Source organism: Pseudomonas sp. GW821-FHT09C10 (assembly GCF_059418085.1).
Genome location: NZ_JBWKPE010000004.1, coordinates 137,027 through 155,744, shown reverse-complemented (window position 1 = coordinate 155,744; position 18,718 = coordinate 137,027). Strand labels below are relative to the sequence as shown.

General features: G+C 61.4%; 19 protein-coding genes. 13 read left to right on the top strand and 6 right to left on the bottom strand.

Features of this window, described 5'->3' with window-relative positions; genetic code table 11:
• The first annotated feature begins 65 nt into the window (after positions 1 to 65).
• The gene (radC, locus tag AC07OT_RS10035; protein WP_495107989.1) at positions 66 to 740 is read left to right on the top strand and encodes a RadC family protein; all 675 of its coding nucleotides are present in this window, start codon (positions 66 to 68) and stop codon (positions 738 to 740) included.
• Between the two features lie 28 nt (positions 741 to 768).
• On the opposite strand, the gene AC07OT_RS10030 is transcribed toward radC, so the two are convergent.
• The gene (locus AC07OT_RS10030; RefSeq protein ID WP_495107988.1) at positions 769 to 2,361 is read right to left on the bottom strand and encodes an ABC transporter substrate-binding protein; all 1,593 of its coding nucleotides are present in this window, start codon (positions 2,359 to 2,361) and stop codon (positions 769 to 771) included.
• A gap of 458 nt (positions 2,362 to 2,819) precedes the next feature.
• On the opposite strand from AC07OT_RS10030, the gene rpmB reads away from it, so the two are divergent.
• Positions 2,820 to 3,053, top strand: coding sequence for a 50S ribosomal protein L28 (rpmB, locus tag AC07OT_RS10025; RefSeq protein ID WP_003176907.1), 234 nt, complete (start codon positions 2,820 to 2,822; stop codon positions 3,051 to 3,053).
• A gap of 11 nt (positions 3,054 to 3,064) precedes the next feature.
• Positions 3,065 to 3,220: a 50S ribosomal protein L33 gene (rpmG, locus tag AC07OT_RS10020; RefSeq protein ID WP_003176906.1), complete on the top strand. Its 156-nt coding sequence runs from the start codon at positions 3,065 to 3,067 to the stop codon at positions 3,218 to 3,220.
• 69 nt (positions 3,221 to 3,289) lie between these two features.
• On the opposite strand, the gene AC07OT_RS10015 is transcribed toward rpmG, so the two are convergent.
• Positions 3,290 to 3,652 carry a cupin domain-containing protein gene (locus tag AC07OT_RS10015; protein ID WP_027608294.1) on the bottom strand — a complete coding sequence of 121 codons (363 nt, stop codon included), beginning with the start codon at positions 3,650 to 3,652 and terminating at the stop codon, positions 3,290 to 3,292.
• 230 nt (positions 3,653 to 3,882) lie between these two features.
• Here AC07OT_RS10015 and AC07OT_RS10010 point away from each other — a divergent pair, with 230 nt between their 5' ends.
• Both AC07OT_RS10010 and AC07OT_RS10005 read left to right on the top strand, forming a co-directional pair.
• Positions 3,883 to 5,376, top strand: a complete 1,494-nt coding sequence (locus AC07OT_RS10010; RefSeq protein WP_141156302.1) for an aldehyde dehydrogenase — start codon at positions 3,883 to 3,885, stop codon at positions 5,374 to 5,376.
• A gap of 147 nt (positions 5,377 to 5,523) precedes the next feature.
• Complete coding sequence (locus tag AC07OT_RS10005) at positions 5,524 to 6,666, top strand: MFS transporter (protein ID WP_495107987.1); 1,143 nt, start codon at positions 5,524 to 5,526, stop codon at positions 6,664 to 6,666.
• 12 nt (positions 6,667 to 6,678) lie between these two features.
• Here the strand turns inward: AC07OT_RS10005 and AC07OT_RS10000 are convergent, their stop codons facing one another.
• Together AC07OT_RS10000 and AC07OT_RS09995 are read right to left on the bottom strand one after the other, a co-directional pair.
• Positions 6,679 to 8,244: a phospholipase D family protein gene (locus AC07OT_RS10000; RefSeq protein WP_447893263.1), complete on the bottom strand. Its 1,566-nt coding sequence runs from the start codon at positions 8,242 to 8,244 to the stop codon at positions 6,679 to 6,681.
• 62 nt (positions 8,245 to 8,306) lie between these two features.
• Positions 8,307 to 9,731, bottom strand: a complete 1,425-nt coding sequence (locus AC07OT_RS09995; RefSeq protein ID WP_115485482.1) for an aminotransferase-like domain-containing protein — start codon at positions 9,729 to 9,731, stop codon at positions 8,307 to 8,309.
• Between the two features lie 165 nt (positions 9,732 to 9,896).
• On the opposite strand from AC07OT_RS09995, the gene AC07OT_RS09990 reads away from it, so the two are divergent.
• Positions 9,897 to 10,121: a DUF1127 domain-containing protein gene (locus AC07OT_RS09990; RefSeq protein WP_495108097.1), complete on the top strand. Its 225-nt coding sequence runs from the start codon at positions 9,897 to 9,899 to the stop codon at positions 10,119 to 10,121.
• Here the strand turns inward: AC07OT_RS09990 and AC07OT_RS09985 are convergent, their stop codons facing one another.
• A complete protein-coding gene (locus AC07OT_RS09985) occupies positions 10,122 to 11,414 on the bottom strand; it encodes an NAD(P)/FAD-dependent oxidoreductase (protein ID WP_115485484.1) in 1,293 nt (430 codons plus the stop codon). It abuts the gene before it with no gap.
• A 115-nt stretch (positions 11,415 to 11,529) separates the two neighbouring features.
• Between AC07OT_RS09985 and AC07OT_RS09980 the strand changes: the two genes are divergently transcribed.
• On the top strand, positions 11,530 to 11,883 hold the full coding sequence (locus tag AC07OT_RS09980) for a YkgJ family cysteine cluster protein (protein ID WP_065926704.1): 354 nt from the start codon (positions 11,530 to 11,532) through the stop codon (positions 11,881 to 11,883).
• Here the strand turns inward: AC07OT_RS09980 and AC07OT_RS09975 are convergent.
• A complete protein-coding gene (locus AC07OT_RS09975; RefSeq protein WP_003176896.1) occupies positions 11,880 to 12,368 on the bottom strand; it encodes an Lrp/AsnC ligand binding domain-containing protein in 489 nt (162 codons plus the stop codon). The genes AC07OT_RS09980 and AC07OT_RS09975 overlap by 4 nt on opposite strands.
• 156 nt (positions 12,369 to 12,524) lie before the next feature.
• Here AC07OT_RS09975 and dadA point away from each other — a divergent pair, with 156 nt between their 5' ends.
• From dadA to AC07OT_RS09945, 6 genes are all read left to right on the top strand, one after another.
• Positions 12,525 to 13,826, top strand: a complete 1,302-nt coding sequence (dadA, locus tag AC07OT_RS09970; protein WP_495107986.1) for a D-amino acid dehydrogenase — start codon at positions 12,525 to 12,527, stop codon at positions 13,824 to 13,826.
• Positions 13,798 to 14,151, top strand: a complete 354-nt coding sequence (locus AC07OT_RS09965) for a RidA family protein (protein WP_495107985.1) — start codon at positions 13,798 to 13,800, stop codon at positions 14,149 to 14,151. The genes dadA and AC07OT_RS09965 overlap by 29 nt, the downstream gene beginning before the upstream one ends.
• 80 nt (positions 14,152 to 14,231) lie before the next feature.
• Positions 14,232 to 15,305, top strand: a complete 1,074-nt coding sequence (alr, locus tag AC07OT_RS09960; protein ID WP_495107984.1) for an alanine racemase — start codon at positions 14,232 to 14,234, stop codon at positions 15,303 to 15,305.
• A 116-nt stretch (positions 15,306 to 15,421) separates the two neighbouring features.
• Positions 15,422 to 15,970: a cupin domain-containing protein gene (locus tag AC07OT_RS09955; protein WP_003176893.1), complete on the top strand. Its 549-nt coding sequence runs from the start codon at positions 15,422 to 15,424 to the stop codon at positions 15,968 to 15,970.
• A 181-nt stretch (positions 15,971 to 16,151) separates the two neighbouring features.
• On the top strand, positions 16,152 to 16,562 hold the full coding sequence (locus AC07OT_RS09950) for a c-type cytochrome (RefSeq protein WP_043293857.1): 411 nt from the start codon (positions 16,152 to 16,154) through the stop codon (positions 16,560 to 16,562).
• A gap of 136 nt (positions 16,563 to 16,698) precedes the next feature.
• On the top strand, positions 16,699 to 18,621 hold the full coding sequence (locus tag AC07OT_RS09945) for an acetyl-CoA hydrolase/transferase C-terminal domain-containing protein (RefSeq protein WP_495107983.1): 1,923 nt from the start codon (positions 16,699 to 16,701) through the stop codon (positions 18,619 to 18,621).
• Positions 18,622 to 18,718 lie beyond the last annotated feature (97 nt).

The window sequence follows — 18,718 nt, the reverse complement described above, 5'->3', positions numbered from 1 at the left end:
AAAGAGGGCCTACGATAACACAGCGCCCGCCCCGCAACAGCGGCGCACATGCACAGGGAGGTGGAATGAGTATTCGTGATTGGCCGGCGGCAGAGCGGCCGCGAGAGAAGCTTTTGGAGTGGGGGGCGTCGAGTCTGTCCGATGCTGAATTGCTGGCGATCTTCCTGCGCACCGGCGTAACCGGCAGGAGCGCGGTGGACCTGGCGCGCCATCTACTAACGCAATTTGGCGGTTTGCGCCCGCTGCTGGAAGCCAGCCAGGCGGTGTTCAGCCAGCAGTTGGGCTTGGGGCCGGCGAAGTTTGCGCAGTTGCAGGCAGTACTGGAAATGTCCCGGCGCCATATGGCCGAGCGCCTGCGCAGCGATTCGGTGCTGGAAAGCCCGGTGGCCGTGCGCAATTACCTCAAGTCGCTGTTGCGCCATGAGCCCCATGAAGTTTTCGGCTGCCTGTTTCTCGATTCAAAGCATCGGGTGCTGGGGTTCGAGGCGTTGTCCGAGGGGACCATCGACACTGCCGTGGTCTACCCGCGGCAAGTGGTCAAGCGCGCCCTGGCCTATAACGCGGCGGCGTTGATTCTGTGTCACAACCATCCTTCCGGGAGCGTGGAGCCCAGCGCGGCTGATCGAAAATTGACCAAGCTGCTGCAAAAGGCCTTGGAAGTGGTGGATGTGCGGGTACTGGATCACATCATCGTGGGGGACGGTGATCCGTTGTCGATGGCGGAATATGGGTGGATGTAAGCCCGCCCCATGGGGGCGGGCATGTTTTTCAGGGCTTGACGCTGACCTTCGAGAAATCCTGGCGCCCGAACGGGCTCACCTGATAGCCCTCGACGTTCTTGCGCGCCAGGGCGAACGCCGTCGGGTGCGCCAGCGGCAACCACAGCGCCTGTTGTTGGATCTGCGCCTGGGCCTGCTGGTACAGCTTGCTGCGTACACCTTGTTCGCTGGTGGTCTTGCCGGCGCTGATCAGCTTGTCCAGCGCCGGATCGCAATAGCGGGCGAAGTTGGTGCCGGATTTAACCGCCGCACAGGAAAACTGTGGGGTCAGGAAGTTATCCGGGTCGCCGTTGTCACCGGCCCAGCCCATGAACAGCAGGTCGTGTTCACCCGCTTTGGCGCGGCGAATCAGCTCGCCCCATTCGATCACGCGGATCTCGGCCTGGATGCCCACCTTGGCCAGGTCCGCCTGCAGCAGTTGCGCACCGAGGCTCGGGTTAGGGTTCAGCAGGCTGCCGGTGGGGCGCGTCCAGAGGGTGGTCTTAAAGCCGTCCTTGAGGCCGGCACGGTCCAGCAAGGCCTTGGCCTTGGCGAGGTCCTGTGGATAACCCGGCAAGTCTTTGGCGTAGCTCCAGGTATTGGGCGGGTACGGGCCGTTGGCGGCTTCGGCGGTGCCTTCAAACACCGCCTTGAGGTAGCTGCCCTTGTCGAAGGCCAGGTTAATGGCCTGGCGCACCTCGGGCTTGTCCAACGGTGGGTGCTGGCTGTTGATGGCCACGAATGCGGTCATGAAAGCTGCGGTTTTTTCTACCTTGAGTGCGGGGTCCTTTTCGGCCTCGCCCACATCCAGGGGCTTGGGCGACAGGGCGATCTGGCATTCGTTGCGATGCAGTTTCTGCAGGCGCACGTTGGCGTCCGGGGTAATGGCGAAGATCAAGTTATCCACAGCCGGTTTGCCGGCGAAATAGTCCGGGTTGGCCTTGTAGCGCACCACGGCATCTTTCTGGAAACGGCTGAAGATGAACGGCCCGGTGCCGATCGGCTGGCTGTTGAGCTTCTCCGGCGTGCCGGCCTTGAGCAGTTTGTCGGCGTATTCCGCCGGGTAGATCGAGGCAAAGCCCATGCTCAGGGCCGCGAGGAAGGTGGAGTCGGCGTGATCGAGGGTAAAGCGCACGGTCAGCGGGTCGAGGGCATCGATCTTCTTGACCAGCGTTGGCAATTGCAGGGACTGGGCGTGGGGGAAGCCGCTCTGGGCGATCTTGTGCCACGGGTTGGCCGGATCGAGCATGCGTTCGAAGCTGAAGCGCACGTCTTCGGCGGTCAGGGTGCGGCTTGGGGTGAAATACTCGGTGCGATGGAATTTCACGTCCGGGTGCAGCTTGAAGGTATAGGTCAGGCCATCCGGCGAGACGTCCCAGCTGTCCGCCAGGCTGGGCACCAGTTTGCCGCTGGCCGCGTCGTAGTCCACCAGGCGGTTCATCAGCACATCGGCCGAGGCGTTGGTGGTGGTCAGCGAGTTGTATTGCACCACATCGAACCCTTCGGGGCTGGCCTCGGTGCAGACGCTCAAGTTGCTGGCGGCAGAGGCCAGCGGCGCGATAAATAGAGGGGCTAGCAATAGCGGTAGGGCAGCGAGGCGCATGTTCGGTTTCCTTTGCAGATCGAAGGCCCATCTGCGAGTGCAGTCTGGAAAAGCCCTACCGTAGTGGTCTGGTTGATAAATGACTAGCCCATTTTTGCCTGTGCTTTTGCTTCAAATACTGTTTTGATGGCACCCCAGCGCGTTTCGCTGTGCGCTTTACTGCGCGCGCGAGCGCTGTAAATCATTCTGTGCGACGAGCGGTCGGCTGTTACAGCGGCCCCTCCTGGCAACGGTTCGGGCGTCTGTCGCCGAGATTTACGCCGGTAAAAATACACGGGCTGTTGTTGCACATGGGTCTTTCTGGTATAAAGCAGCGCTCTTTTCTAGGGGCCCGGTTCCTTCGCTTGTAGGTGTAGCCGGTAAGACCCTAAAGAAACGCGGCGCCTGGCGCCAAATGACTGAGAGATTAAGCGGCCAACCCATGCCGGGTTGGGCATGTGGTTTTAGAGGGCTGAGGCATGTCGAGAGTCTGTCAAGTTACCGGTAAGGGTCCGGTGACTGGGAATAACATTTCCCACGCAAATAACAAAACCCGTCGTCGTTTCCTGCCGAACCTGCAGCATCACCGCTTCTGGGTTGAAGAAGAGAAACGTTTTGTTCGCCTGCGTGTATCTGCCAAAGGCATGCGTATTATCGACAAGCGTGGCATCACTGTCGTGCTGGCCGAAATCCGCGCCGCTGGCAAGATCTAAGGAGCTCTATCATGCGTGAATTGATTCGAATGATCTCTAGCGCCGGTACTGGTCACTTCTACACTACCGACAAGAACAAGCGTACTACCCCGGACAAGCTCGAAAAGAAAATGTTCGACCCGCGCGTTCGCAAGCACGTGATCTACAAAGAAGGCAAAATCAAGTAATTGATTTTCCTCCTTGTGAAAAAGCCCGTATCTCACGATACGGGCTTTTTTTTGCCTGGCGTTTGTTGATCAGGCCTTCTGCTCGAACACCACATAGATCTTGCGGCACGGCTCCAGCACTTCCCAGGTGCCGCTGAAGCCGGCGGGGATCACGAAGCGGTCGCCGGCACGCAAGGTCTTCGCATTGCCCTCAGCGTCGCGCAATACAGAGACGCCCTGCACGATCTCGCAATACTCATGCTCGCTGTAGTTGACCTGCCACTGCCCGACCTCACCTTCCCAGACACCGGCGTTCATCTGGCCGCACGGGCTGTTGTAATGGTTGTACACCGTTTGTTCGGGATCGCCCTTGAGGATTTTTTCCGCGGCAGGGCGGTAGCGGTCTGGGGCGGTGTTGGCCTGGCTGAAGTCGACGATGTCCTGGATGCTCATGTGCGTGTCCCGTCTGGCCTGCGGTTGGAGAGCCCAAAGTCTATGTTTATTAAAATGAACATCGCAAGGGCGTTTACCGCGGTTATGTCAAATATATTGAAACATCCCCGGCCGCTGGTTTAGGGTGGCAGCTGCCTTTGAGCCGAACAGCTGGCTGGCGGGCAAGAATTCTTTGAGGCTGCCGGGGGACATCGCCTGGCCCTTGTATTCAATAAGAGGAGGACACTCGCATGACCACCCTGACCCGTGCCGACTGGGAACAACGCGCCAAGGATCTGAAGATCGAAGGCCGTGCCTACATCAATGGCGAATACACCGCTGCTGTTTCCGGCGACACCTTCGAATGCATCAGCCCGGTCGATGGCCGCCTGCTCACCAGCGTAGCCAGTTGTGACGCCGCCGACGCCCAGCGCGCCGTAGAAAATGCCCGCGCCACCTTCAATTCCGGTGTCTGGTCGCGCCTGGCGCCGGCTAAACGCAAAGCCACCATGATCCGTTTCGCCGCGCTGCTCAAGACCAATGCCGAAGAACTGGCGCTGCTCGAAACCCTGGACATGGGCAAGCCGATCAGTGACTCCCTGAACATTGACGTACCCGGCGCGGCAAATGCCCTGAGCTGGAGCGGCGAGGCAATCGACAAGATCTACGACGAAGTCGCAGCCACCCCGCACGATCAGTTGGGTCTGGTGACCCGCGAGCCGGTCGGCGTGGTGGGTGCCATCGTGCCGTGGAACTTCCCGCTGATGATGGCCTGCTGGAAACTCGGCCCGGCGCTGTCCACCGGTAACTCGGTGATCCTCAAGCCGTCCGAAAAATCCCCACTCACCGCCATCCGCATCGCGGCCCTGGCCGTTGAAGCCGGTATTCCGAAAGGCGTGTTCAACGTGCTGCCGGGCTACGGCCACACCGTCGGCAATGCGCTGGCGCTGCACATGGACGTCGACACACTGGTGTTCACCGGTTCGACCAAGATCGCCAAGCAACTGTTGATCCGCTCCGGCGAATCGAACATGAAGCGTGTATGGCTGGAAGCCGGCGGCAAGAGCCCGAACATCGTTTTTGCCGATGCTCCGAACCTGCAAGCCGCCGCCGAATCCGCTGCCAGCGCCATCGCCTTCAACCAGGGTGAAGTCTGCACTGCCGGTTCGCGCCTGCTGGTGGAACGTTCGATCAAGGACACCTTCCTGCCGCTGGTGATCGAGGCCCTCAAGGGCTGGAAGCCCGGCAACCCACTGGACCCGGCGACCAACGTCGGTGCCCTGGTGGACACCCAGCAGATGAACACCGTGCTGTCGTACATCGAAGCCGGCCACACTGACGGCGCCAAGTTGGTGGCGGGTGGCAAGCGCATCCTGGAAGAGACGGGCGGCACCTACGTCGAACCGACGATTTTCGACGGTGTAACCAACGCCATGAGAATCGCCCAGGAAGAGATCTTCGGCCCAGTGCTGTCGGTGATCACCTTTGACGGCGCCGAAGAAGCGATCAAGATCGCCAACGACACCCAATATGGCCTCGCTGCTGCGGTGTGGACATCGGATATTTCCAAGGCGCACCTCACCGCCAAGGCCCTGCGTGCCGGCAGCGTGTGGGTCAACCAATACGATGGCGGCGACATGACCGCACCGTTTGGCGGCTTCAAGCAGTCGGGTAATGGTCGCGACAAGTCGCTGCATGCGTTCGACAAGTACACCGAGCTGAAGGCGACCTGGATCAAGCTCTAAGCAACACCGCAGGCAAATGTGGGAGGGGGCTTGCCCCGATAGCAGTGTGTCAGGCACTAACAGTGCTCAATGATCCACCGCAATCGGGAGCAAGCCCCCTCCCACACTGTTTTGTGTGAACCCATGATTATCCACAGGAGCGTGGCAATGCGTTGGGCGACCTATTTCGCCGTCCTGGCCTCGGTACTCAGTGTCGGCCTGGCCCTGGGTGTCAGCATGCCACTGGTCTCCCTGCGCCTGGAGGGCTGGGGCTACGGCAGTTTCGCGATTGGCGTAATGGCCGCCATGCCGGCCTTTGGCGTATTGCTTGGCGCCAAGGTCTCCAGCCGCCTGGCCGCCTGGCTCGGCACCGCGAATCTCATGCGTCTGTGCCTGTGGGCGGGTGCGGTGTCCATAGGTTTGCTGGCCATTCTGCCCAGCTACCCGATATGGCTGGTGCTGCGCCTGATGATCGGGGTGATCCTGACCATCGTGTTTATCCTCGGTGAGAGCTGGATCAACCAGTTGGTGGTGGAGCAGTGGCGTGGCCGGCTGGTGGCGCTGTATGGCTGCAGTTATGCCTTGAGCCAGCTCTCGGGGCCGTTGCTGCTGGGCCTGATCGGTACCGACCATGACTATGGTTTCTGGGTCGGCGTTGGCCTGCTGCTGGTGGCTCCGCTGGCATTGCTGGGTCGCTCTGGTGCGCCCAGTGCCGAATCGTTCAGCGTGACCTTCGCGGACCTGTGGCGCTTCTGCCTGAGCCTGCCGGCGATTGCGTGGGCGGTGGCGCTGTTCGCCGCGTTTGAGGCGATGATCCTGACGCTGCTGCCGGTGTATTGCCTGCAACAGGGCTTCACTGCCGAAATTGCCCTGGCGATGGTCAGCACGGTGGTGGTCGGTGACGCGCTGCTGCAACTGCCCATCGGTGCGCTGGCGGATTATCTGCCACGACGCACGCTGTTTTTGAGTTGCGCACTGCTGTTGCTGGCATCGAGCCTGGCGGTTCCGTTGCTGATGCACACGCTGCTGATCTGGCCAATATGGGTGCTGTTCGGCGCCAGTGCTGGCGGGTTGTTCACGTTGTCGCTGATCCTGATCGGCGAGCGTTATCGTGACGATGCGCTGGTGCGTGCCAATGCCCACATCGCGCAGTTATGGGGCATCGGTTGCCTGATCGGCCCGCTGGTGGCCGGCGCCGGCAGCCAATGGATTAGCGGACACGCGCTGCCATGGCTGATGGCGGCCGGGGCCTTGGGCTTGGTGGTGCTGTTGCTGCGCCAAGGCGCATTCGGTGCTGCTCAGCCCGCTTGATCCTCGCTGTTCCTAGAGCATGCGTTCCAGGCCGACCGAGGTGGCGAACCAGGCATTGAACCGTCGCCACCAACTGCCCGGCTCACGGGTCAGGGTGTGCAGTTGGCCATTGTCCTCGGTCACCCATACCACGTTGCCGTCCTGCAGTTTCGCCTCGTAGCTCAGGGCCGGCGCCATGCCTTGCAGGGCGAGATTGCGCACGTGTTCCGCCAGCTCGGGGCTGTCCACCAGCACGCCGACCTCGGTGTTCCACAGCACGGAGCGCGGGTCGAAATTGAAAGAGCCGACAAACGATTTTTGCCGATCAAAGATCATCGCCTTACTGTGCAGGCTCGAGTCCGAGCCGCGGAACGTGCCTCGACGAAACAGGTGCGGGCCGCTGCCGCCGCCGTCACCCGGTTGGCGGCGCAGCTCGTAGAGTTTTACCCCATGCTCCAGCAACGCCTTGCGGTACGGTGCGTAGCCGCCATGTACGGCAGGCACGTCGGTGGCTTCAAGGGAGTTGGTCAACAAGCTCACCGATACGCCCGCGTCGGCGCGCCCCGTCAGGTACACCAGGCCGGGCTGTCCCGGCACGAAGTACGCCGAGATCATCATCAGTTCATGGTTGACGCCTTCCAGCTCCGGGGCCAGTTGCGTGGTCAGCAGCAGGTGCGGGTCAGGGTCGGCCTTGGACAGCACCTTGCTGGGTGCGTCCCACAGCGCCTGGTTCCAGGCCCAGATCAGTTCGCGGCGCCAGATGTCCATGCGCGGCTGGGTCTGATAGGTGCGCAGGCGCGCATACAGCGCGTGCTTCTGCTGGCGCGACTCGGCCAGCGACGCCTCCAGGCCCAGGCGCGCGGCGGCCAGGTCACCTTTGGAGGGCGTATTGGAGACAAAATCATCAATGGGTTTGCTCAGGGCGCTGTTCCAGTACTGATCGAAACTGTGCCCGAGTTGCTCGGCCACCGGCCCGACGCTGAGCATGTCGATATCGGTGAAGTTCAGGTTGGGCTCGGCGTCGAAATACTCATCCCCCAGGTTGCGCCCACCGACGATGGCCACGCTGTTGTCCGCCAGCCACAGCTTGTTGTGCATGCGCCGGTGTTGCAGCGACAGGTTGAACAGGCGGCCCATGGCGCGCGTCACACCGGTGCTGCGTCCCAGGTGCAGGGGGTTGAACAGGCGAATCTCGATCTTGGGGTGGGCGGCGAGGGTGGCGATGATCTGGTCGAGGCCGTCGCTGGTAGTGTCATCCAGCAGGATGCGCACGCGCACGCCACGGTCGGCGGCCTTGAGCAGTTCATCCACCAGCATCCGCGTGCTGATGCCGTCGTGGACGATGTAGTACTGCAGGTCAAGGCTGGTCTGGGCATTGCGGATCAGCTCGGCGCGGGCCATGAAGGCTTCGCTGCTGTTGGGCAGCAGGCGAAAACCTGAACGGCCCTGGTAGGGCGCGGCCTGGGCCTGGATCGAGCGGCCGAACGACGACTGGGCGGCCGGCAGGGCGTCGCTGGGTATGCGCGGGGTACTCACCGTGGCGCAGCCGCTCAGGGCCAGGGCTCCCAGCAGGAAAAACGGTAAAAGCCGTCGAATCATCAAGGGAGTCGTGTCCAGGTCAGGGCGGTTGTCGACATATGACGGCGATTTCTCGCGAAAGGTCAGTCCACCGTTTCGGCCAGCATCTTGATCGCGGCAGCGCCGACTTTGCGCACGGCCTCTTCAATCTGTGGGGTGGGCTTGGCAGCGTAGTTCATGCGCAGGCAGTTACGGTACTTGCCCGACGCGGAAAAGATGCTCCCCACAGCCACCTGCACGCCTTGTTCCACCAGCACGCGGTTGAGCTTGAGGGTGTCGAAGCCTTCCGGCAGTTCTACCCACAGCATGAAACTGCCCTGTGGGCGGCTGGCGCGGGTGCCGGCCGGGAAGTAGCGGCTGACCCAGTCGAGCATCAGGTCGCGATTACGCTGATATTGTGTACGCATCCGTCGCAAATGCGGTTCGAAATGACCCCCTTTGAGAAACTCGGCAATTGCGATCTGCGGCTGCGTGGCGGTGGAGCCGGTGCTGATGTACTTCATGTGCAATACCCGCTCCAGGTACCGGCCCGGAGCCACCCAGCCAATGCGCAGGCCTGGCGCCAGGGTCTTGGAGAACGAACTGCACAGCAGTACACGACCGTCTTCGTCGAAGGATTTGATGGTACGCGGGCGTGGGTAGCTGTAGGCCAGTTCGCCATACACATCGTCTTCGATGATCGCGACGTCAAAGCGCTGGGCCAGGGTCAGCAATGCGCGTTTGCGCGCCTCCGGCATGATATAGCCCAGGGGGTTATTGCAGTTGGGGGTCAGCTGGATGACCTTGATCGGCCACTGTTCAAGTGCCAGTTCCAGGGCTTCGAGGCTGATGCCGGTGATCGGGTCGGTGGGGATTTCCAGGGCTTTCATGCCCAGGCCCTTGAGGGTTTGCATGGCCCCGTGGAAGCTGGGCGAGTCCACCGCAACGATGTCGCCGGGCTCGCAGATGGCGTGGATGCTGGCGGACAGCGCCTCATGGCAGCCGGTGGTAATCACGATGTCCTCGGCCATCAGTTGGCAGCCGGAATCCAATGACAGCCGGGCGATTTGCTCGCGCAGTTCCATACAGCCGAGGATATTGTCGTAATACAGCCCCGGCAGATCCTGGCGCCGGCTGACACGCGCCAGGCTGCGCAGCAGGGGTTTGAGGGTGGGCGACAATACATCCGGCATACCGCGACCCATCTGTATGACGTCTTTGCGCGGGACTGCGCGAATCAATTCCAGCACCTGGTCCCACTGCGATATTTCCACCGGACGCTGGGCCGGGCGGCCGACCTCCGGCAGCGCCGGCAACTCCCGACCTACCGGTACAAAGTAGCCGGACTTGGGCTTGGGCATCGCCAGGCCATTGTCTTCCAGCAATCGATACGCCTGCTGCACGGTGCTCAGGCTGACCCCGTGCTCCACGCTCAAGGCGCGTACGGACGGCAGTCGATCTCCAGGGCGATAGAACCCCTGTTCGATGCGTGTGCCCAGCAATTCGGCGAGGTTGACGTAAAGCGTCATGGCGGTCGCTCCAGGTGACCAGTACAGATAGGGGGAAAATACAGGATTCAGCCGCCCATAGGCAGTGTCTGTATGGATTTAATAAAGGTGGGTTGAATCTGTAATGGTTTTGCCTGCTCGCTCATTCTAGCCACTCATGGCAACAGGCAAATGAGGGGCAGCAAAATGAACGGCATGAGTGATGTGCGGCTGACGTTACACAGTCAGGAATTGCAGGCTGGGCAAGAGCGGGCGACGTCGCCGCGCGAGATCAGCCGCTGGAGCCTGTTCTGGCACCGCCGCCATACACGCAAGGCCTTGCTGCACTTGACCGGCGAGCAATTGCGCGACGTGGGGTTGAGCGCAGAGCATGCCCGCCAGGAAGGCTTGAAACCCTTTTGGCGCGATTGATCAGACCAACTCTTTGAGGCGGTGCCAGAGCATTCCCAAGGCCAGCAGCGGCGAGCGCAGGTGCTTGCCGCCGGGGAAGGTGATATGCGGCACCTGGGCGAACAGGTCGAAACGTCCCTGCTGCTGGCCACTGATGGCTTCGGCCAGCAGCTTGCCCGCCAGGTGCGTGGCGTTGAGGCCGTGGCCTGCGTAGGCCTGGGCGTAATACACATTGGGCTGGTCCGCCAGGCGGCCGATCTGCGGCAGGCGGTTGGCGCCGATGCCGATCATGCCGCCCCATTGGTAGTCGATCTTCACGTCGGCCAGCTGTGGGAACACCTGCAGCATCTTTGGCCGCATGTAGGCACCGATGTCCTTGGGGTCGCGTCCGGAGTAGTGACAGGCGCCGCCGAATAACAGGCGACGGTCGGCGGACAGCCGGAAGTAATCCACCGTCACGCGCTGGTCACACACGGCCATGTTCTGCGGTAGCAGGTTGGCGGCTTGCGCCTGGCTCAAGGGCTCGGTGGCGATGATGTAGCTGCCGGCGGGCAGCACCTTGCCGCTCAACTGCGGATTCAGTCCATTGAGGTAGGCATTGCAAGCCAGGACCAGGGTCTTGGCGCGCACAGTGCCTTGGGCGGTGTGCACCTTGACCTCGGGGCCGTAGTCGATGCGCGTAACTTGCGACTGTTCGAACAACTGCACACCCCATTGCTGCGCGGCGGCGGCTTCACCGAGAGCCAGGTTCAATGGATGCAGGTGGCCGGAACCCATGTCGATCATGCCGCCCACATAGCGGTCGGAGCCGATGACGCTGCCCATGTCGCTCGCTTGCAGCAGGCGCACTTCGTGGCGATAGCCCAGGCTGCGCAGTTCTTCGGCATCTTCGGCAAGGCCTTGCAGGTCGCGAGGCTTGTTGGCCAGGTCGCAGTAGCCCCAGGTCAGGTCGCATGGGATCTGGTAGCGTTCGACACGTTCACGCACGATCTCCACGGCTTCCAGGCCCATCAGCTTCATCTGGCGCACGCCATCGGTGCCGATCACGTTGGTGAACTGCTCCAGGCCGTGACCGACGCCGCGAATCAACTGGCCGCCATTGCGCCCGCTGGCACCCCAGGCGATCTTGCGCGCCTCCAGCAGCACCACGCTGAAGCCGCGCTCAGCCAGCTCCAGGGCCGTGTTGAGGCCGGAGAAACCGCCGCCGATCACGCACACGTCCGCGCCTACTTCGCCCGTCAACGCCGGGTAATCGGGTTGCGGCACGCTGCTGGCGGCGTAGTAGGAAGCGGTGTGCCGGGCGCTGGCGGTCATGGGGAGCATCCCTGTTTGGAAAATTTGACGCAGGATACAGCGGTCGGACGAAGCTGTCTGCGCAGGGCGTTTTGCTTCAGAATCCACCTCTATTCGCCGTTCGGTACCTGTTTCGATGAGTTGCAACAGTCAGAAAATCAGCGCGCTGCGCCGTCAGATTCCTTCGTTCGAGTGCGTCCCCGGCTGCCACGACTGCTGTGGGCCGGTCACCACTTCGCCCGAGGAGATGTCGCGCCTGCCACGCAAGACCGCTGCCGAGCAGGACGCCGCGATGGACGAGCTGAACTGTGTGCACCTGGGCCCCCACGGCTGCACCGTATATGACGAGCGGCCGCTGATCTGTCGGCTGTTCGGCACCACGAAGACCTTGCCATGCCCCAATGGGCGGGGGCCGGTGGAGCTGATTCATCCACGGGTGGAAAAGCAGATCCATGAATACATGGCGAGCACTCGGCAGGTGCTGGTTTAATCGGGAATAGGCAAGTTGAGGCTCTCCTTGACCTCTTCCATCACGATATAGCTCTTCGATTCCCGCACATGGGGCAACTTGAGCAGGATGTCGCCGAGCAATTTGCGGTACGAGGCCATCTCGGAAATCCGCGCTTTCACCAGGTAGTCGAAGTCCCCCGAGACCAGGTGGCACTCCAGCACATGGGGCAGTTTGAGCACTGCACGGCGGAACTCTTCAAAGGTGTCGCCGGATTTGTAATCGAGGCTGATCTCGACAAATACCAGCAAACTTCCCTTCAAATGCTGGGGATTGAGCCGCGCGTTGTAACCCATGATGATCCCCTCGCGCTCCAGCCGCCGCACCCGCTCGGTACACGGCGTGGTGGAGAGCCCGACCTTTTCCCCCAGCTCGGTGAACGAAATTCGCCCATCGGTTTGCAGGATGCGCAGGATGTTGCGGTCGATCTTGTCCAGCTCCCGCTTGGTCTGGGTGTTGGTACGCATAGGGGATACGCCTCTGTAAAAAGGGTTTTTGCCGAGAATTGTCGCCAAATATAGGCATTTATATAGTGAAATGCACTGGCGATTGCTTTTTATACTGCGCCCATCATTGCTCGAATAACACACGTCAGCGGCCAAGCCCGCGATGAGGGTATAAAAATGCGCGTTCTGGTCTTGGGTAGCGGCGTCATTGGTGTGACCAGTGCCTACTATTTGGCGCGGGCCGGCTTTGAAGTCGTCGTGGTCGACCGTCAGCCAGCTGCTGCCATGGAAACCAGTTTCGCCAACGCCGGCCAGGTGTCCCCAGGCTACGCTTCGCCATGGGCCGCGCCGGGCGTGCCGCTCAAGGCCATCAAGTGGTTGCTGCAACGCCACGCGCCGTTGGCGATCAAGGCCACGGCGGATATTGACCAATACCTGTGGATGGCGCAGATGCTGCGCAACTGCACCGCCAGCCGTTATGCGGTGAACAAGGAGCGCATGGTGCGCCTGTCCGAGTACAGCCGTGACTGCCTCGACGAATTACGTTCGGAAACCGGTATCGCCTACGAAGGCCGCAGCCTCGGGACTACCCAGTTGTTCCGTACCCAGGCCCAGTTGGATGGCGCCGCCAAGGACATCGCTGTGTTGAAAGAGTCCGGTGTGCCGTTCGAGCTGCTCGACCGCGCCGGTATTGCCCGTGTTGAACCGGCCCTGGCCAGCGTCACCGATATCCTCGCCGGTGCCCTGCGTCTGCCCAACGACCAGACCGGCGACTGCCAGATGTTCACCACCCGCCTGGCCGAGATGTGCAAGCAGTTGGGTGTGGAGTTTCGCTTCGAACAGGACATCCAGCGTCTCGACTACGCCGGCGAGCGCGTCAACGGCGTGTGGATCAACGGCAAGCTGGAAACCGCCGACCGCTACGTGCTGGCCCTCGGCAGCTACTCGCCGAAGCTGCTCAAGCCGCTGGGGATCAAGGCGCCGGTGTACCCGCTCAAGGGCTACTCGCTGACCGTGCCGATTACCAACTCGGCGATGGCGCCGACGTCGACCATTCTCGACGAGACCTACAAGGTCGCCATCACCCGTTTCGACAACCGCATCCGCGTCGGCGGCATGGCTGAAATAGCCGGTTTTGACCTGTCGCTTAACCCGCGTCGGCGTGAAACCCTGGAGATGATCGTCAACGACCTTTATCCTCAGGGCGGCGATCTGGCCGAAGCCACGTTCTGGACCGGCCTGCGCCCGACCACACCCGACGGCACACCGATTGTCGGTGCCACGCCGTTCAAGAACCTGTTCCTCAACACCGGCCATGGCACCCTCGGCTGGACCATGGCGTGCGGCTCCGGTCGCCTGTTGGCCGACTTGATGGCGAAGAAAACGCCGCAGATCAGCGCCGAAGGTCTCGATATTTCCCGTTATGGCAACCACCAGGAGTCCGCAAAACATGTCAATCCAGCGCCAGCTCACCAATGAGCGCATGAGCCAGATCGTCGTTCACAGCGGTACCGTGTATCTGGCCGGGCAAGTCGGTGACGACATGAACGCCGGGATCGAACAGCAGACCCGTGAAACCCTGGCCAATATCGAGCGTTTGCTGGACCTGGCCGGCACCGACAAAACCAAGCTGTTGTCGGTGACGATCTACCTGAAAGACATCGACGCCGATTTCGCCGGCATGAACTCGGTGTGGGACAAGTGGCTGCCCAAAGGCGTCGCCCCGGCCCGCGCCACGGTTGAGGCCAAGCTGTGCGAACCGGAAATCCTGGTAGAGCTGTCCGTCGTGGCCGCGCTGCCTTAAACAACGATCCCTCTCCCGGTGCTGACGCTGTTGGTCGGCGCCGGTTTTTTCTCCACTTTGCCGCCTAGAAGCCTGCCGCCATGCGTCCTGCCCGTGCCCTGATCGACCTCCAAGCCCTGCGCCACAACTACCAACTGGCCCGTGAAGTCACGGGGGCCAAGGCCCTCGCCGTGGTCAAGGCCGACGCCTACGGCCATGGTGCCGTACGCGTTGCCCAGGCGCTGGAAGCCGAGGCCGACGGGTTTGCCGTGGCGTGCATCGAGGAGGCGCTGGAGTTGCGCGCCGCTGGTATTCGCGCGCCAGTGCTGCTGCTGGAAGGTTTTTTCGAAGCTGACGAGCTGCCGCTGATCGTCGAGCATGATTTCTGGTGCGTGGTGCATTCGCTGTGGCAACTGGAGGCCATCGAACAGGCCCGGTTGAGCGCTCCGCTGACCATCTGGCTCAAGCTCGATTCGGGGATGCACCGCGTTGGCCTGCATCCCAAGGATTACCACGAGGCTTACCAGCGCCTGCTGGCCAGCGGCAAAGTCGCGAAGATTGTGTTGATGAGCCATTTTGCCCGCGCCGATGAACTCGATTGCGTCAGCAGCAACGAGCAAGTGGCGGTGTTCGATGCGGCGCGCCAGGGCCTGGTGGCTGAGGTCAGCCTGCGCAACTCGCCGTCGGTGCTGGGCTGGCCGAGCGTATCCAGCGACTGGGTACGCCCGGGCATCATGCTGTATGGCGCCACACCGTTTGGTGAGGACCAGGCCTTGGCCGCGCGTTTGCAGCCGGTGATGACCCTGAAGTCGAAAGTGATCTGTGTGCGTGAACTGCCAGCCGGCGAGCCGGTAGGCTACGGCGCCCGGTTCATCACGCCCAAACCGATGCGTATCGGCGTGGTTGCCATGGGCTATGCCGACGGCTACCCGCGCCATGCGCCCACCGGCACGCCGGTGCTGGTGGCGGGGCAGCGCAGCCAATTGCTGGGTCGCGTGTCCATGGACATGCTGTGCATCGACCTGACGGACGTCCCGGAGGCGGGTCTTGGTTCTACGGTGGAGTTGTGGGGCAAAAATATCCTCGCCAGTGACGTCGCCGCCGCCGCCGAGACCATCCCGTACCAGATCTTCTGCAACCTGCGTCGTGTGCCAAGGCTCTATTCCGGCGCTTGAGCGACAGGGACGAACACAGCTCCCCGGGATTTAGGCCCAAGTGTTGTAAATACTGAACGCTGTCGCCATGATAACGCTCAATTACAACAACGCCTGAATCCTAGGAGGCTCCCGCATTGGACGTCGGTGAACGACTGCAATCCATCCGTAAGCTGAAGGGTCTTTCCCAGCGTGAGCTCGCCAAGCGCGCGGGTGTCACCAACAGCACCATTTCGATGATCGAAAAAAACAGCGTCAGCCCCTCGATCAGTTCCTTGCGCAAGGTGCTGGGCGGCATCCCCATGTCCATGGTCGAGTTCTTTTCCGAGGAGATCCTCCAGGAAATACCGACGCAGATCGTCTATAAAGCCAATGAGCTGATCGACATCTCCGACGGCGCCGTCACCATGAAGCTGGTGGGCCGTGCGCACCCGAGCCGGGCAATTGCGTTTCTCAATGAAATCTACCCGCCTGGCGCCGATACAGGCGAAGAAATGCTCACCCACGAGGGCGAGGAAACCGGGATTCTGGTGGAAGGCCGTTTGGAGTTGGTGGTCGGTCTTGAAACTTTTGTGCTCGAAGCCGGCGATAGCTACTACTTTGAAAGCACCAAGCCCCATCGTTTCCGTAATCCGTTCGATGTGCCGGCGCGACTAATCAGCGCAGCCACACCCGCGAACTTTTAACAAAAGAGGCGTCCTGCCAGCGTTGCAGAGGCTCCCGAGCAGCATTTCGCGAGACTGAATCTCCCTTTGTTTAATAGGGTTGTTTCGGCCGGACGGGCTAACCGTTATACTTTCGCCGCCTGCGAAACCGTGGCCGCAGGCGTGAATAGCCACCATTGAGGGTGAACGCGTGAATCTAATTATGAAAATGCTGGCTGCACCAGCAACCGTACTGGCCCTATGGGCTGTCAGCGCTCAAGCTGCGACCAATGATGACATTGCCAAGCGCCTGGAGCCGGTCGGCCAAGTCTGCGTCCAGGGCCAGGAGTGCAAGGGCATGGAAGTGGCGGTAGCTGCGGGCGGGGGCGCTGCGAAGACGCCCGACGACATCATCGCCAAGCACTGCAACGCATGCCACGGTACCGGGCTGCTGGGCGCGCCGAAAATCGGCGACACCGCTGCCTGGAAAGAACGCGCCGACCACCAGGGCGGCCTTGATGGCATCCTGGCCAAGGCCATCACCGGTATCAACGCCATGCCGCCAAAAGGCACTTGTGCGGATTGCTCGGATGATGACCTGAAGGGCGCGATCAAGAAGATGTCCGGCCTGTAACCGTCGATCTTCGTCAAAAATGCCGCTTACGAGCGGCTTTTTTGTGGATGTAATTTGTGTTTCGAGGCTGTTCTTTGCAGCAAAGACCCGCCACTCTCTGTCCAACCCCTAATCATGGAATGTTCAGGAGGGTCGGATGGTGCAGTTGTGTTCAATCGAGCAAGCAGTTGACGATGTACTCGCGCGGCTACCGGCGCATATCCACATGGGCATGCCCCTGGGGCTGGGCAAGCCCAACCTGTTTGCCAATGCACTGTACCGGCGTATCGCCAAGCTGCCGGAGCGGGCGCTGACGATCTACACCGCGTTGAGCCTGGGCCGCCCGACCTTGGGCGATGGCTTGCAGAAGCGCTTTCTCGAACCCTTTATCGAGCGGGTGTTTGGTGATTACCCAGAGTTGGAGTTTCTCGCCGCACTGCACTCAGACAGCCTGCCGAAGAATATCCATGTGCAGCAGTTCTTCATGCAGCCCGGCAGCCTGCTTCATAGCACTTCGGCCCAGCAGGACTATGTCAGCAGCAACTACAGCCATGCCGCCCGCGACATCAACGCCGCCGGCCTGAACCTGGTGGCGCAGTTGGTCGCGAGCAGCGCCGAACACCCGGACCGCCTGAGCCTGAGCTGCAACCCCGACATCACCCTCGACCTGCTGCCGATGATCGCCAAGCGTCGTGAAGCGGGCGAAACCGTTTTGATCGTTGGCCAGGTTCACACCGAGTTGCCGTACATGCCGGGCGATTCCGAGTTGGGCATGGACGCGTTCGACTACCTGATCGATGCAAAGGACAGCACCACACTGTTCTCCACACCGAACATGCCGGTGGGGTTCCAAGACCATTTCATCGGCTTGCATGCCAGCACCCTGGTACGCGACGGGGGCACCTTGCAGATCGGCATCGGCTCCATGGGCGATGCGCTGACCGCCGCGTTGCTGGCGCGCCAGGCGGACAACGAAGCCTATCGACTGCTGCTGACGGACATCGATGTATACCAGTGGGCCCCGCTGATCAGCCGTGAAGGCGGTGTCGATCCTTTCGCCCGTGGCCTTTACGGTTGCAGCGAAATGTTCGTCAACGGCCTGCTGGTGCTGGCGGATGCGGGGATTATCCGGCGCAAGGTCTACCCGGATGTGGCCACCCAGGAACAAGCCAACGCCGGTTTGCTGGATGATGCGGCACAACCCGATGGCGTTTCGATCCACGGCGGGTTCTTCCTCGGGCCGCGCAGTTTTTACCAGCGTTTGCAGGAGATGACCCACGCCAAGCGCCTGGAATTCAACATGACCCGCATCAGTTACATCAACGAGCTGTACGGCCAGGAAGAACTCAAGCGCCTGCAGCGCCAGGATGCACGGTTTATCAACAGTGCGATCACGGTAACGTTGCTGGGCGCAGGCGTGGCCGACCAGTTGGAGGACGGTCGCGTGCTCAGCGGCGTAGGCGGGCAATACAACTTTGTGGCTCAGGGGCATGCGCTGGAGGGCGCGCGCTCGATCCTGATCCTGCGCAGCTGGCGTGAGTCGGCGGGGGAGGTCAGTTCCAATATCGTCTGGGAGTATGGGCATTGCACCATTCCCCGCCACCTGAGGGACATCGTCATCACGGAGTACGGTATTGCCGACCTGCGTGGGCAGACGGATGCCAAGGTGATCGAGACGTTGCTCAACATCACCGACTCACGCTTCCAGGCCGACTTGATCGAGCAGGCGCAAAAGGCCGGCAAGTTGCCCAAGGATTTCCAGCTCGATCCGCGCTTTGGCGACAACACGCCGGAGCGGCTTCAAGGTATCCAGGCGCGGCATCGGCGTTTGTTCCCGGAATATCCGCTGGGCAGCGACTTCACGGATGAAGAGCGAGACCTGTTGCGCGCCTTGAACTGGCTCAAGAGCAAATTCAAGCTGACGGAGATTCTGGAGTTGGGCAAGGCGGCGCTGGATGCACCGGAGCCCCAGGCGTTTCCCGAGCATCTGAAGCGGATGGGGTTGGATTCGCCGGAGGGGTTGAAGGAGGATCTCTATCAGCGCCTATTGCTCGCTGGCTTACAAGCAACCGCACACTAAAAACCAACACAGATCAAAATGTGGGAGGGGGCTTGCCCCCGATAGCGGTGTATCAGTCCCAAATGTGTTGGCTGAACCACTGTTATCGGGGGCAAGC

What these genes read in the sequence shown, in the direction of transcription:
- radC (WP_495107989.1), top strand. Translation starts at nt 66, where the DNA reads ATGAGTATTCGTGATTGGCCGGCGGCAGAGCGGCCGCGAGAGAAGCTT.
- AC07OT_RS10030 (WP_495107988.1), bottom strand. Translation starts at nt 2,361, where the DNA reads ATGCGCCTCGCTGCCCTACCGCTATTGCTAGCCCCTCTATTTATCGCG.
- rpmB (WP_003176907.1), top strand. Translation starts at nt 2,820, where the DNA reads ATGTCGAGAGTCTGTCAAGTTACCGGTAAGGGTCCGGTGACTGGGAAT.
- rpmG (WP_003176906.1), top strand. Translation starts at nt 3,065, where the DNA reads ATGCGTGAATTGATTCGAATGATCTCTAGCGCCGGTACTGGTCACTTC.
- AC07OT_RS10015 (WP_027608294.1), bottom strand. Translation starts at nt 3,652, where the DNA reads ATGAGCATCCAGGACATCGTCGACTTCAGCCAGGCCAACACCGCCCCA.
- AC07OT_RS10010 (WP_141156302.1), top strand. Translation starts at nt 3,883, where the DNA reads ATGACCACCCTGACCCGTGCCGACTGGGAACAACGCGCCAAGGATCTG.
- AC07OT_RS10005 (WP_495107987.1), top strand. Translation starts at nt 5,524, where the DNA reads ATGCGTTGGGCGACCTATTTCGCCGTCCTGGCCTCGGTACTCAGTGTC.
- AC07OT_RS10000 (WP_447893263.1), bottom strand. Translation starts at nt 8,244, where the DNA reads ATGATTCGACGGCTTTTACCGTTTTTCCTGCTGGGAGCCCTGGCCCTG.
- AC07OT_RS09995 (WP_115485482.1), bottom strand. Translation starts at nt 9,731, where the DNA reads ATGACGCTTTACGTCAACCTCGCCGAATTGCTGGGCACACGCATCGAA.
- AC07OT_RS09990 (WP_495108097.1), top strand. Translation starts at nt 9,897, where the DNA reads ATGAACGGCATGAGTGATGTGCGGCTGACGTTACACAGTCAGGAATTG.
- AC07OT_RS09985 (WP_115485484.1), bottom strand. Translation starts at nt 11,414, where the DNA reads ATGACCGCCAGCGCCCGGCACACCGCTTCCTACTACGCCGCCAGCAGC.
- AC07OT_RS09980 (WP_065926704.1), top strand. Translation starts at nt 11,530, where the DNA reads ATGAGTTGCAACAGTCAGAAAATCAGCGCGCTGCGCCGTCAGATTCCT.
- AC07OT_RS09975 (WP_003176896.1), bottom strand. Translation starts at nt 12,368, where the DNA reads ATGCGTACCAACACCCAGACCAAGCGGGAGCTGGACAAGATCGACCGC.
- dadA (WP_495107986.1), top strand. Translation starts at nt 12,525, where the DNA reads ATGCGCGTTCTGGTCTTGGGTAGCGGCGTCATTGGTGTGACCAGTGCC.
- AC07OT_RS09965 (WP_495107985.1), top strand. Translation starts at nt 13,798, where the DNA reads ATGTCAATCCAGCGCCAGCTCACCAATGAGCGCATGAGCCAGATCGTC.
- alr (WP_495107984.1), top strand. Translation starts at nt 14,232, where the DNA reads ATGCGTCCTGCCCGTGCCCTGATCGACCTCCAAGCCCTGCGCCACAAC.
- AC07OT_RS09950 (WP_043293857.1), top strand. Translation starts at nt 16,152, where the DNA reads ATGAAAATGCTGGCTGCACCAGCAACCGTACTGGCCCTATGGGCTGTC.
- AC07OT_RS09945 (WP_495107983.1), top strand. Translation starts at nt 16,699, where the DNA reads ATGGTGCAGTTGTGTTCAATCGAGCAAGCAGTTGACGATGTACTCGCG.